Origin of the sequence: Parabacteroides sp. 20_3 (genome assembly GCF_964238835.1) — a bacterium.
GTDB lineage: Bacteria > Bacteroidota > Bacteroidia > Bacteroidales > Tannerellaceae > Parabacteroides > Parabacteroides distasonis.
This window is the reverse complement of sequence record NZ_CAXSNO010000002.1, coordinates 186,720-198,179: the sequence shown is the minus strand read 5'-3', so window position 1 is coordinate 198,179 and position 11,460 is coordinate 186,720. Positions and strand designations below refer to the sequence as shown.

Sequence of the window (11,460 nt, the reverse complement as noted above, 5' to 3'; positions counted from 1 at the left end):
TAAAATAGGGATATGGATGAGAAAGGATTTGTAGAAGGTATGAGGGAGTATATAGCCCAGTTGAATCGAGAAAAGCGTTATTCCTCGGCTAAGAGTTATCAAGACGCATTAAACTCCTTTATAAGGTATAGCGGAACCGACTGTATAGCTTACTCGGCTATTAATAAGGATAATCTTCGCCGGTACGAGGCTTATTTATTGGAGAACGGCTGTATGCGCAATACGATTTCCACTTATATGCGGCGTTTGCGTTGTATCTATAACAAGGCGGTGGAGAACGGTAAGGCGGAATTTATTCCCACTTTATTCAAGGGGATTTTTACGGGTGTGGAAAGTAAGCGTAAGAAGTCCTTGCCTATCGAGGATTTACACCGTCTGATGACAGTCCCGGTGGAGGATGGGAAGCAGAGAAAGACACAGTTGGCGCTTTGCTTGATGTTTCTGTTTGGGGGTATGTCTTTCGTTGACTTTGCCCACTTGAAGACCGGTAATATCAAAAACGGTATATTAGATTACAACCGTCAGAAGACCGGGACACCGATGAGACTGGAGATATTGGAGACAGCCGAGACAATGTATAAGGAATTGTCAGGAGAGAAAGTGCGAGATTCCGGATATTTATTTCCCTTTCTGAGTGGCACCAGAGAGGGGCGTGAGGAATACCTCGAATACAATGCGGCACTATTTCGATTTAACCGGAATTTAAAAGCGTTGAAAGAATTTGCGGGAATTACCTCGGATGTCACCTCTTATACGATTCGCCATTCTTTTGCCATGACATTAAAAGAACAAAATGTCCCGATTGAAATGATCAGCGAACTATTGGGGCATAAATCGATCAAGACAACACAAATTTATTTAAGGAGTTTCTCTTTAGGGAAAATGACAGAGGTTAATAGCGCCTGCTTTGGCGGTGTCTATAATTATGAATCTCAAGCGGGGTGAGGCTACTTGGAGAGTAGCGTATTCTTTCACGGCGCAAATGTAATAAAAAATAGCTAAAAACAAGCGAATAGATCCGCTTGTTTGTTCATTATTGGTGTTTGACCCTCTCTATTCTTTGATTTTTCCATTTTTTCCTAGACGTATAGACACGGTGATGCGGGCGAAACGACTCCTTGTTTTCGGTATCATTCCGCCATGTCTCATAACCTGTGTGTATCCCTGTAGAGATGGGGCGTGCCCCGTCTCATCCCTTCAAAATGGTATTTAAAGTTACTCCCAGACGGTGGGAGACGGAGCACGCTCCGTCTCTACAACCGGGTAATAACCATTCTCCTACCTTTTTACGCTACTCTCCAAGTAGCCTAAGATTTCGAGAGATGGTAATTTTCAGTAATGCCATATTTGAAAATATAAAACGCTGTTTATCAAGATGATATAAATGATTCTTGGTAGGGCTCTGAATTGCCATGGGGTCTGTTTTCGGGCCATGGGATAACCACTAGAAAAGATAATCATAGAGATGGATATATTGACAGGCAAGTGCTCGGATAGGTTCATGGCGCATGTTCGTAAGCGACGTGATCAAGAGGCTGTCCGCTGGTACGTGCTCACGCTTCCTACCGCCGGTGGCGGGCGTGACAAGATCAGCCCCTCGAAGGGACTGGACGTTGAGCTTTCCCGCCGCGAGCGTCGTGGGGAGGCCTTGTTCGAGTATTTCTCCCCCTCGTATGTAGAGGCGAGGAAGGTGGGCGGCAAGATGGTCAACACGAAACGGCCCCTGCTGTACAACTACGTGTTCATCCACGCCTCGGAGAACGAGATCTTTAGTCTGAAGCGTACGCTTCCCCTGTACAATTTCCTACCCCGGGTTTCCTCGGGTGGACAGTCTTACTTTCCCTACCTCTCGGATCGTGAGATGGAGACCTTACGTTGGGTCGCGGCGTCTTACTCCAACGAGCTTCCGGTGTACGTGCCTGATAGCGGCCACCTGTTGAAAGGCGACCGTGTGCGTATCACCTCCGGTCCGTTTGCCGACATGGAGGCCGAGGTGGTGGTACAGCCGGGCGGTGGCCATAAGGACGTGATGGTGCGTATCCTCGATTGCATGTGGGTTCCCTTGTTCGAGGTGAGAGCTGGGGAGTATGAGTTGATCGAGTTGAACACGGGGGGCAAGCACGTCTATACCCATTTGGACAACGACCGTCTGTCGGAAGGCTTGCACGGGGCCTTGGGGCGTTACCATTCGTCCGGCAGCGTAGTGGAGGAGGATGCCTGTCTGGCCCGTGAGGTCCTGCGTGGCTACGCCTCTCTCCGTGCTGAGACCGACGTGATCCGTTGCAAGCTTTACTCTTTGCTCCTTCCTGCCTATAAGCTTTTGGGCGAGTCGGATGAGTTCGATCGTTTGCGCTCCACGATGCGCAGCATGCTCCCGGTGATAAAAGCGGGGCAATCCCGTGCCTTGTTGCTGGTCACGCTGTACGGCTGTACGGACAGCAGCCTCTATCAGCGCATGGCGCACGAGTTGGTTGACCCTTGGATGGAGGAGGCCTCGCCCAAGAAGAGCAAGTCCGTGTTGATACGTCGTTTACGTGATTACGACCGTTGGCTCGGACATCAAGAGTAAATCCGCAAGAATAAGCAAGATGGAAATCAAAGATAAGAGAGAAAAAGAGGAGGTTCCCTCCGGCATCCGTTTGATGCTATTGCTGAAAGAACGTTTGGTGGAGATCATGGATCGTGAGCGTGCGAACCAAAACTCAATACACCTGTATTGCACGGGGCCCTACTGGGTAGCGTTCGAGTGTTCGGCCTATCAGTTGTATCGTGCATTTCCGGATAGCGAGACCATGCCGTTGCGCCTGTTCGCCTACCCGTTCCCGATCGTGATGGTGTCCGTTACGGATCGCTCGCTCCGCTCGTACGCCCGCAAACATATCTTGAGAAGAGACGAGTCGGATTACAAGCTATTGACCGTCCCCGGGCTTCCTTTGCCGGCCTACCGTGAATGGCACTCCGGCGAGGTGGAGGGATTGCCTTTATTAAGTGAGAGCGTATGAGTGTGATGCAAATACCATTATTATTACTGTCCGGATTTTTGACCTCCGTGTTTTTTGGCATGGTTATCATCCCTAGGATCTTGGTGATCTCCCACAAGAAACGCCTGTATGATATTCCGGACTCCCGTAAGGTACATACGACCCCTGTTCCCCGTTTGGGCGGATTGTCGTTCTTTCCGGTTATCCTGATGTCTATGGCCTTGGTGATGGGCTTTCGCCTTTACCTGTGGTCGTCCGACGTGTCGAGTCTCTCGCTGGGTATGCTCCATGAGTATCTTTTCCTGTTCGTGGGCATGACGCTGCTTTACTTGGTGGGGGTTTGCGACGATTTGGTCGGGGTGGGTTACCGTTACAAGTTCGTCGTGCAGGTGGTGTCGGCTCTTCTGTTGGTGTTGTCCGGCAACTGGTTCGACTCGTTGGGTGGCCTGTTCGGGATTTATACTGTCCCGGCGTTGCTGGGTGTTCCGGTCACGGTCTTCGCCGTGGTCTATGTGACGAACGCCATCAACCTGATCGATGGAATTGACGGCTTGGCCTCCGGCCTGTGTTGCATCGCTTTGTCTGTCTTGAGCGTGGTCTTTTCCACCCAAAGCCAGTATATTTATGCCCTGCTAGCGCTCTGTACGCTTGGAGTCTTGGTGCCTTTTTGGTGCTACAACGTTTATGGTAACGCAAAACGTGGCCATAAACTCTTCATGGGCGACGCTGGTAGTTTGACACTAGGTTACGTGATCTGTTTCCTGATCATCCACCTATGCGTGTCGAACGGCTCGTCTCCGGATCGCTCGAATCCCTATCTGGTGATCGCCTTCTCTACGGTGTTGGTACCGTTGTTGGACGTGATCCGTGTAGTCCTGCACCGTCTTCGTGAGCACAAGAACCCTTTTTTACCGGACAAGAACCATTTCCATCATAAGTTGTTGCGTACGGGCATGCGAGTTCGCATGGTGATGGTGACGATCCTGTGTGTATCGGTCTTCTTTATTGCGTTGAACTTGCTGTTGGCCAAGCGTATGAATGTTACCTACCTCTTGCTTTTCAACCTCTTCCTGTGGTCTCTTCTTCATCTGTCGATTAACAGGCTTATCTCCCGGAACCGGGAACAACGGGAGAAGGAGGAAACGTCCGATAAGAAATTCTGATAGCTCTTCTGCGGTTTTCTTGTAAGGATGACAAATAAAGCTTATATTTGGCTCATTAAAGCATCGCTTATGAAGACAAAGGCCGAATATATACGATTGCTGCGTCAGTATATGACGGAGAATGCCTCCAAATACGGCATTTCCCGTATGGGGATATTTGGCTCTGTCGCCCGTGGAGAGAACACGGAGCAGAGTGATATCGATGTTTACGTGGAGGGAAATCTCCATGGTTTCTTTGCGTTGTCTGGAATAAAGGCTGATTTAGAAGAGCTCTTGGGATGTCCGGTTGACATTGTCCGTCTACGGGAAAGAATGGATACCTTTTTCAAGGATCGCATATTAAGTGAAGGAATCTATGTTTGAACGACTAATAGCTTATCATATACTCGAATTGCTGAAAAAATCGTTGGAGGAAATTATCCAGCGAAGCGAGAGGATACGGTTTGCGGATGACTTCCTCTCCTCGAATGAGGGGGTGATCTTGCTGGATAGCATTTGCATGAAATTATCGGCTGTCGGCGAGAGCGTAAAGAATTTGGATAAGATAACTAAGCGAGAGTTTCTCTCTAATTACCATGAGATACCTTGGAAAAATGTGATGGGAGTCAGGGATGTTATCGTACATCATTACTTCGAGGTGGATGCGGAAGAAATTTTTCGTATCTGTAAAGAGGATGTTCCACCTCTTTTGGATACGATTAATAGAATGCTTCTCGATCTTCATCAGTAGATTATAGCTCCCTATACTCCTCCCTTGCGTCAAAGCAGGGGCAAGCCTTGTGTATATAAGGGCTTAATTGATAATGTCCAAGGATGCGTGCCTCCGGATAGTCCCTTTTTAATTGCCGTAACAAGTCCATCAAGGTACAGCGCTGGGCATAGGTCCGGGTATCGGCCGGACGGCCTTGTTCGTCGAGTCCACCCTCATAGCATATACCGATACTGTGGTCGTTCCATCCGGCTGCGTGCGCCCCGATATGGTTGACCGGGCGGCAGTGGTGCAGTTCCCCGTCCCGTGTGATATAGAAATGATACCCGATATCGGCGAATCCCCGTGCCTTGTGCGATGAACGGAGCGCCTCCACCGGAAAATCCCTATCATAGCGTGTGGCTGAGCAGTGAATTACAAGGAGGCGAACCTCCCTGTAATTCTGGTAGAAACAATAGGCTTTGCTCATAATCCGCAAGCCGTTATGCCGAAGGCCCCTGCGATAGCGGTAGCGACGGCGATGATCACTTTGAGAATGGTACTCCAAACAGATTTCTTCATGATGAATGAATTATGATTAATAATGAATAATCAATTAAAATATAAAAATATCATGGCTGATATAAGAGGAAAGCTTCGCTTTCCTTCGGACGGCCTCAGCGGACGGGCGTCAAGCGAAGAGACCGTAGCGAGCGCCCGGAGCATCCCTGTTTGAGCGAAGCGAGTTGGGATGCGACAGCGAGCGTAGGTCTCGAAGTAGCCCGTCAGCGTCAGCCTTGACCTTTTGGTTACTTTTGGGTCAAGCCAAAAGTGACATATCAGATCTCATCAGGCGACTCAGAATCGGAACCGCCCCCTTCCTCCACCGGCGTCCCGAGTATCGTCACCTTGAGCAACGAAGTCTTCTCGCCCAACAGCGAGTACCGTCGTGCCCCGTTCAGTATGGTATAGGAAGGCGAGAATCCCGGTACGATAGTCCGTATATGCGTAGCCTTGACCTCGGGGGCGGTCGCTACCCCCTTCTCCGTGACGAAGCGGTTATAGACGGTTCCGAACCCCAGCAGCTCCACCTTGTAGCCTTTCTGGAGGTTCTTGATGACATACCGCTGGTAGCGGTCCAACACGTTCAATACGTCACCCTTCGTGAGCGACGACTCCTCGGCGATCTGATCGGCCGCGTCTTGCGTGGACAGGGTACCGAAATAATAGGGAACCGGCTTGTACACCTCCTGCTTGGGATCCGTCTTGGGGATAAAAAACTTTCGTGCTTGAAATGCTTGTGGCATGGTAATAGAAAATTAAAAGTTGATAATAGAAAATTAATTGTTTGTTGATCAACATTACAAAGATAGGTTCCGCCGTAAGGGGCGGTGATGCCGGGTGATACCTTAGGGAATGAATAATGAATAATTAACAATGAATAATGGTAGCCAATGGCCGCCGGACTACGCTGCCCATCGTAAGCCCCTTTGGATAGGCATTGTAAGCCTCTTTGAATGGGCATTATAAGGAGCCTTGGATGGGCGTTCTAGTTGATAGTTGACAAGTGGCAGTTAATTCACCGCCGTGCGCAACTGTCACTTGTCACCTGTCAACTAATTTACGGTTCTCCGAGGTAGTGGATGATCAACCCCACCTGTCGTGGCGTGAATATACGTTGCTCGGGACGGTAGCCCGTCTCCCGCAGCTTGTCGTACAGCTCCGTGCATCGGATGATCCAGCGGCGTAGACGGTTACAGGCTTGATGGGAGGCCAGTTCCGGGAAATAGGATGCCGCCAATGCGGACTTTCTTAATGGTAAGGACATTTGATTTATTGTTTATGGATTATGAATCTGGGAAAATGAAACTTGCGAACTTGCAAACTTGCGGTCGGTTCCATACCTCACACACATACATGTACATTATAAAGGGGATTGGGGTGTCTGGCGTTGTTTGGCCGTGAATATATATTCACCCCGTGCGTTCTTTTGGATCACGCCCTTTTCCAGCATACGCCGTAAGTGAGAATCTAGGGTATCGGTACCCATGCCGATCCTCTTTGCCTCATGAAGCGCCTCTTGGCGGTTGAAGGCGAGGGAGAGGGCATCGAATAGCGCCTCTTGAGGAGTAGGTTCCCGTTGTTGCACGTCGGTAGCGGGCAGGATAGACAGGATATGGCAAGCGTGCCGGTAAAGAGGCTCGGTGAGGTTGAGCACGGCCTCGAAATCAGCCTCTGTCGCTGTCAGGTCCAGTTTCGGTACGATACCGTCTCGGACATTCTCTTCCGGTATGTCATCGGAAGGGGAGAGACCGGGGCATTTGAAAATGGAGAATTGAGAATTGAAAATTGTTTTGTGTGGCGGGAGGAGTTTTTCCGTGGCTCGTAGCAGGGCCACCACGCTTAGGATTCGGCAGATGTTGATGGCGATACGTGCCACGGTGCTTCTCATGGCTCCCCCATGCGTGAAACCCGCATGGCCGAAAAGTTGTGCGAAACGTTCGTTGAAACGGATTTTTTGCTCTTCGGACAGCTTGAGCTGAATGAGATTCACGGAAGCGCCGAGCCACTCGATGAACGTCTTCCACTGTTTGCCCCATCCGGTGAACCGGGAATCATAATCCTCATCGGACAGGTCGAACTGGTTTACCCATTCGGTGATGGATGGCATATAGTAAAACATCTGGCGTGAGAACAATCCGTTCTCGGCCGAGGGAATGAGCGGTTTCACCTGTGCCGGTGTCCCGCTTAACAAGACACTGAGAAAAGATTTCATACATTCCAGATACTCATGATTCATACGCCGGTTAAAGGCTAGTCGGTCATGATCGTAGCATTTGCGCAAGGTATCGCTCCAATGGCCGTAATCCGTGCCGATAGCAGTGCTGACGGTATCCGCCTCAGTCTCGCAGATCAGCCCCACGCCGTCCGCCTCTATCAGATTCTCCAATACGCCCGTTCCGGAATTATCGCCGGCGATCAGGAACATCTTAGGCTTTGGCTCTTCCGGCTCAGGGGTTTTCGCCCGCTCCTTGCCTAGGGAACCCCACCGTGCCTTCTCCAGCCGGTATTCCTTGCGTAGGGATTTGAATTCCTCCATCATTGCCTCGTGGATCGGTTCGGCTAGGTGGCGTACCCAAGTGAGCGCCCCCTTTCCCGAGGCGGGAGGCGCCACGATGAAGGTTTGCAGGCAGGGATAATGGTATTTACGTCCGTAGAGTATGCGCAAGTGCTTGTTGAGGGTAGCGCCTAGCACGGTGACGGCACCTAGCAGCAGGATATCCCGTTGCGCCGGGGAGTCACCGCAGTCGATGAGCTGGTTCAAGAAAGGGGGCCAATCATAGTTTCCGAAGACGGGCATATTAATGTACGCCTCATGTGCGCAGGTGTGTGTGAGAGGATGAGAGGGCTGCAAGTTTGCAAGTTCGCAAGTTCCGGGCTGTTTCCCGGCGTAGCTCCGGGCGGTACCGGCCAGTTGCTTGTCGAGTTTCACGCCGGCGGTCTCTGCCCAGTGATAGACAGACCCGATTCCGTTTCGCCCGTTGCCCCCTTTGAGGGCGTGGTCGAAGAGTCTATCCGCCTCGTCGGACACATACTTTTCCGAGATACGGCAGATGCGATGGAACAACGACCGTCCCGCCTCGCCGCAATCGTTGGCGATAGCGAAGGCCAGCGGCATATACTCTTGATAGGTGGGAGCGACGTTCGCCCCCTGTTTCTCGATAGCGGCCACGAGCCGCTCTAAATCTTGAATGGTGTTCATGGTGAATGAATAATGATTAATGAAGAACGATCTATAACTGTCACTTGTCAACTGCCAACTAAAAAGTCAATGGTTTCACTTTCTCAGTTTCGCAGAGGAATCCGAACAAAGGAAACAAGCCCTTGACAGGTCGGCGTTTGAGGTATCGGCTTTCAGTCCGTATCTCCACTCAAGGTATTCCCAAGCCGATCGTCGTGCCTCGTCGAAGGCCCACTCGATCGTGGCGGTAACGGACAAACGATAAGGCACGAAGAGCTTTACGCCCGTAGTGCTAGGACTCACGAAGGTGAGGTCGGGGCGTAGCCGCTCGTCGGCGAACAGTGTGTCTCGCCACGTACAAGCCTCCTCGGGCGAGGCGAGATGATCGATATCGATAACCAGTTCACCCGAGGGAAAAAGCAACCGGTCCTCCTTTCGGTAGGAGAATACCCCGGCGGGCGTGACATAGGGCAGCAGGTTTTGCTTCAACTGCCTGAACCGTTTCTCGTCGTCCAGCGCGACACGTGTGCGGTCCGTCCGTTCCCGTAGCCATTCATTGGTGCTGACGTAGGTGTACAATTGGTCGATACTGACCACTCCGTTTGGCACTTGATTGGTAATCGGAGCGTTGTAAAAAGACATGATGGATTCTTTCATTGTGTTTGTTTTTTAATAAGGTTTAAACAATGATGATCCAAGGCTTTCGCTTCGGATCGCAGGTAAAGATATAGCCTTTGAATTTGTGGGTGGTACACTCATGGGTGCGCCAATTTAAGAGTGTTATAACTTATTTTGATCTTTCTTCAAGGTCTTAGCGTTTCACCATGGGGAGATTTCCCCCTTTGAGACGTAATGATCGAACCACAAAGCTCGGATCCGAACCCTTGGATTCGTGTGGCGTCCTTCGAGGTATGCCTCATCTTGGATCGTTGGGGGCTGTCCTCCGTGCGAGACGCTTCCGAGTTCTTGGGCATCAGCCGCCAAACACTATCGAAGTTGAACCCAAGCCATCCGGATGGTAGCCTGCGGCTGGAATCGTTGGATCATGTCTACGCCATCTTTCTCCACTTGGTGCCCTTCTATTTCCCGGAGAAGGAACGTGAGGCCGAGCGAAGGAAGCTTCAGTACTCCCGCAGCCGGATACTGGAACTGAGCTATCGGTTACCGGAGAAGGTGAGGGAGAGGGTGGAGAAAGAGAGGGGGATTTGTGATTGATGGTTGATAGTTTGCCGGAAATGTGTTATATTTGTGTTTCAAAATCATAAATTTTCATAGCTATGGAGCAACGACGATTATATCCGATAGGTATCCAGACATTCTCGAAATTACGGGAGGGTAATTATGTGTACGTGGACAAGACTGAGTTGGTGTACCGTATGACGCATGGAGCGTCGAGTTATATCTTCTTGAGCCGTCCTCGTCGCTTCGGTAAGTCCTTGCTGACCTCCACGCTCCGCAGCTACTTTGAGGGCCGGAAGGAGCTGTTCGAGGGCTTGGCTATCGAGAAGTTGGAGAAGGAATGGAAGAGTTATCCGGTGCTTCATTTCGATATGAGCCTCGGCAAGCACTTGGATCGGGAGGGTTTGGAACATTATTTGGGGCGTCGTTTGTCAGAGTGGGAGTCCATTTATGGGCGTGATGAGAATGCGCTTATGGTGAACGACCGCTTGGAGAGCCTTATCAAACGTGCCTTCGAGCAGACCGGGCAAAAGGTGGTTGTCTTGATCGATGAGTACGACGCTCCTTTGCTGGATGTGGTGCATGAGGAGAAGAATCTGCCCGTGTTGCGCAACGTGATGCGCAACTTCTACAGCCCACTGAAGGCATGCGACCCCTACCTGCGTTTCGTCTTCCTGACCGGCATCACGAAATTCTCCCAGTTGAGTATCTTCAGCGAGCTGAATAATATCAAGAATATCAGTATGCTCCCCGAGTATGGATCGATCTGCGGTATCACGGAAGAGGAGATGCGAGAACAGATGGGTGAGGGCATCGACCGTTTGGCCGGCAACCTCGGCGTTACTCCGGAAGAGGCCTTGGAAGTCTTGAAACAGAATTACGACGGTTATCATTTCACGTGGCCGTCGCCCGATATATACAATCCGTTCGGTTTGTTGAACGCATTGGCCGATGGCCGGATCGACTCCTACTGGTTCGGTAGCGGTACGCCGACCTACTTGGTCGAGATGCTGCGTAAGTACCACGTAATCCCGCAAGAGATAGGTAATCGTAAATGTGTGGCGGCTGATTTTGACGCTCCTACGGAACGGATGACGAGTATCACGCCATTGCTTTATCAAAGCGGTTATATCACGATCAAGGGCTACTCGGCGTTTTCCGGTCTTTATAAGCTTGATATCCCGAATAAAGAGGTCCGGATCGGCTTGATGCGCAGCCTGTTGCCTAACTATGTGCAACGTCCTGCCGAGTTGAATACGATGGTGGCGGAAATGGCGGAGATGATCTACAACGGTGACATGGATAGTGCGTTGCGCTTGATGCGCACCTATCTCACCACGATCCCCTATTGCGATAACACGCATTATGAGGGGCATTACCAGCAATTGCTCTATGTCATTTTCACGTTGATCGGCAATTATGTCGATGTGGAGGTCCGCACGCCTCAAGGCCGTGTGGACATGGTGCTCCGCACACTTTCCACGCTTTACGTGATCGAGCTGAAACTAGACAAAAGCGCCGAAGCAGCCATGGAGCAAATCGATTTGAAGGATTACCCCGAACGTTTCGCGCTCTGCGGTCTGCCGGTGGTGAAGGTGGGGATCAATTTCAGTACGGAGAAGAGGACGATCGAGGGGTGGAAGATAACTTCGCTATAGGATGATAGTTTGGTATTCTTTAATCTATGGAACATTTCTATGCCTGAAT

Annotated in this window: 14 protein-coding genes; 8 read left to right on the top strand and 6 right to left on the bottom strand. The window is 50.7% G+C overall.

Annotated features, from left to right (window positions below; genetic code table 11):
• Positions 1-12: 12 nt before the first annotated feature.
• The 6 genes from ACESPU_RS04670 to ACESPU_RS04645 all read left to right on the top strand — a co-directional run bounded on the left by ACESPU_RS04670 (position 13) and on the right by ACESPU_RS04645 (position 4,874).
• On the top strand, positions 13-945 hold the full coding sequence (locus ACESPU_RS04670; protein ID WP_005857356.1) for a site-specific integrase: 933 nt from the start codon (positions 13-15) through the stop codon (positions 943-945).
• A 520-nt stretch (positions 946-1,465) separates the two neighbouring features.
• Positions 1,466-2,569 (top strand): transcription termination/antitermination protein NusG, encoded by a 1,104-nt coding sequence (locus ACESPU_RS04665; protein ID WP_122378580.1) that lies wholly within the window; start codon positions 1,466-1,468, stop codon positions 2,567-2,569.
• 19 nt (positions 2,570-2,588) lie between these two features.
• Entirely contained in the window at positions 2,589-3,002 is a 414-nt protein-coding gene (locus tag ACESPU_RS04660) for a hypothetical protein (protein WP_158533102.1), read from the top strand.
• Between the two features lie 5 nt (positions 3,003-3,007).
• Positions 3,008-4,144: an MraY family glycosyltransferase gene (locus tag ACESPU_RS04655; RefSeq protein ID WP_373133221.1), complete on the top strand. Its 1,137-nt coding sequence runs from the start codon at positions 3,008-3,010 to the stop codon at positions 4,142-4,144.
• A gap of 69 nt (positions 4,145-4,213) precedes the next feature.
• Positions 4,214-4,507 (top strand): nucleotidyltransferase family protein, encoded by a 294-nt coding sequence (locus tag ACESPU_RS04650; protein ID WP_121962974.1) that lies wholly within the window; start codon positions 4,214-4,216, stop codon positions 4,505-4,507.
• A complete protein-coding gene (locus ACESPU_RS04645; protein WP_121962973.1) occupies positions 4,500-4,874 on the top strand; it encodes a DUF86 domain-containing protein in 375 nt (124 codons plus the stop codon). Before ACESPU_RS04650 ends, ACESPU_RS04645 begins: the two co-directional genes overlap by 8 nt.
• Position 4,875: 1 nt before the next feature.
• Here ACESPU_RS04645 and ACESPU_RS04640 read toward each other — a convergent pair whose 3' ends face one another.
• The 6 genes from ACESPU_RS04640 to ACESPU_RS04615 all read right to left on the bottom strand — a co-directional run bounded on the left by ACESPU_RS04640 (position 4,876) and on the right by ACESPU_RS04615 (position 9,231).
• Positions 4,876-5,322: an N-acetylmuramoyl-L-alanine amidase gene (locus ACESPU_RS04640; RefSeq protein ID WP_121962972.1), complete on the bottom strand. Its 447-nt coding sequence runs from the start codon at positions 5,320-5,322 to the stop codon at positions 4,876-4,878.
• Complete coding sequence (locus tag ACESPU_RS04635; protein WP_158556952.1) at positions 5,319-5,414, bottom strand: smalltalk protein; 96 nt, start codon at positions 5,412-5,414, stop codon at positions 5,319-5,321. Before ACESPU_RS04635 ends, ACESPU_RS04640 begins: the two co-directional genes overlap by 4 nt.
• Before the next feature lie 257 nt (positions 5,415-5,671).
• Complete coding sequence (locus tag ACESPU_RS04630; protein ID WP_005857915.1) at positions 5,672-6,139, bottom strand: HU family DNA-binding protein; 468 nt, start codon at positions 6,137-6,139, stop codon at positions 5,672-5,674.
• Between the two features lie 314 nt (positions 6,140-6,453).
• On the bottom strand, positions 6,454-6,660 hold the full coding sequence (locus ACESPU_RS04625) for a DUF4248 domain-containing protein (protein ID WP_005857347.1): 207 nt from the start codon (positions 6,658-6,660) through the stop codon (positions 6,454-6,456).
• Between the two features lie 96 nt (positions 6,661-6,756).
• Positions 6,757-8,595, bottom strand: a complete 1,839-nt coding sequence (locus ACESPU_RS04620) for a DUF3987 domain-containing protein (protein ID WP_373133167.1) — start codon at positions 8,593-8,595, stop codon at positions 6,757-6,759.
• A gap of 75 nt (positions 8,596-8,670) precedes the next feature.
• Positions 8,671-9,231 (bottom strand): BT4734/BF3469 family protein, encoded by a 561-nt coding sequence (locus ACESPU_RS04615; RefSeq protein ID WP_121962286.1) that lies wholly within the window; start codon positions 9,229-9,231, stop codon positions 8,671-8,673.
• 195 nt (positions 9,232-9,426) lie between these two features.
• Between ACESPU_RS04615 and ACESPU_RS04610 the strand changes: the two genes are divergently transcribed.
• A complete protein-coding gene (locus tag ACESPU_RS04610; protein WP_121962287.1) occupies positions 9,427-9,789 on the top strand; it encodes a hypothetical protein in 363 nt (120 codons plus the stop codon).
• Positions 9,790-9,851: 62 nt separating this feature from the next.
• Entirely contained in the window at positions 9,852-11,411 is a 1,560-nt protein-coding gene (locus ACESPU_RS04605; protein ID WP_121962288.1) for an ATP-binding protein, read from the top strand.
• Positions 11,412-11,460: the final 49 nt, after the last annotated feature.

What these genes read in the sequence shown, in the direction of transcription:
- ACESPU_RS04670 (WP_005857356.1), top strand. Translation starts at nt 13, where the DNA reads ATGGATGAGAAAGGATTTGTAGAAGGTATGAGGGAGTATATAGCCCAG.
- ACESPU_RS04665 (WP_122378580.1), top strand. Translation starts at nt 1,466, where the DNA reads ATGGATATATTGACAGGCAAGTGCTCGGATAGGTTCATGGCGCATGTT.
- ACESPU_RS04660 (WP_158533102.1), top strand. Translation starts at nt 2,589, where the DNA reads ATGGAAATCAAAGATAAGAGAGAAAAAGAGGAGGTTCCCTCCGGCATC.
- ACESPU_RS04655 (WP_373133221.1), top strand. Translation starts at nt 3,008, where the DNA reads ATGCAAATACCATTATTATTACTGTCCGGATTTTTGACCTCCGTGTTT.
- ACESPU_RS04650 (WP_121962974.1), top strand. Translation starts at nt 4,214, where the DNA reads ATGAAGACAAAGGCCGAATATATACGATTGCTGCGTCAGTATATGACG.
- ACESPU_RS04645 (WP_121962973.1), top strand. Translation starts at nt 4,500, where the DNA reads ATGTTTGAACGACTAATAGCTTATCATATACTCGAATTGCTGAAAAAA.
- ACESPU_RS04640 (WP_121962972.1), bottom strand. Translation starts at nt 5,322, where the DNA reads ATGAGCAAAGCCTATTGTTTCTACCAGAATTACAGGGAGGTTCGCCTC.
- ACESPU_RS04635 (WP_158556952.1), bottom strand. Translation starts at nt 5,414, where the DNA reads ATGAAGAAATCTGTTTGGAGTACCATTCTCAAAGTGATCATCGCCGTC.
- ACESPU_RS04630 (WP_005857915.1), bottom strand. Translation starts at nt 6,139, where the DNA reads ATGCCACAAGCATTTCAAGCACGAAAGTTTTTTATCCCCAAGACGGAT.
- ACESPU_RS04625 (WP_005857347.1), bottom strand. Translation starts at nt 6,660, where the DNA reads ATGTCCTTACCATTAAGAAAGTCCGCATTGGCGGCATCCTATTTCCCG.
- ACESPU_RS04620 (WP_373133167.1), bottom strand. Translation starts at nt 8,595, where the DNA reads ATGAACACCATTCAAGATTTAGAGCGGCTCGTGGCCGCTATCGAGAAA.
- ACESPU_RS04615 (WP_121962286.1), bottom strand. Translation starts at nt 9,231, where the DNA reads ATGAAAGAATCCATCATGTCTTTTTACAACGCTCCGATTACCAATCAA.
- ACESPU_RS04610 (WP_121962287.1), top strand. Translation starts at nt 9,427, where the DNA reads ATGATCGAACCACAAAGCTCGGATCCGAACCCTTGGATTCGTGTGGCG.
- ACESPU_RS04605 (WP_121962288.1), top strand. Translation starts at nt 9,852, where the DNA reads ATGGAGCAACGACGATTATATCCGATAGGTATCCAGACATTCTCGAAA.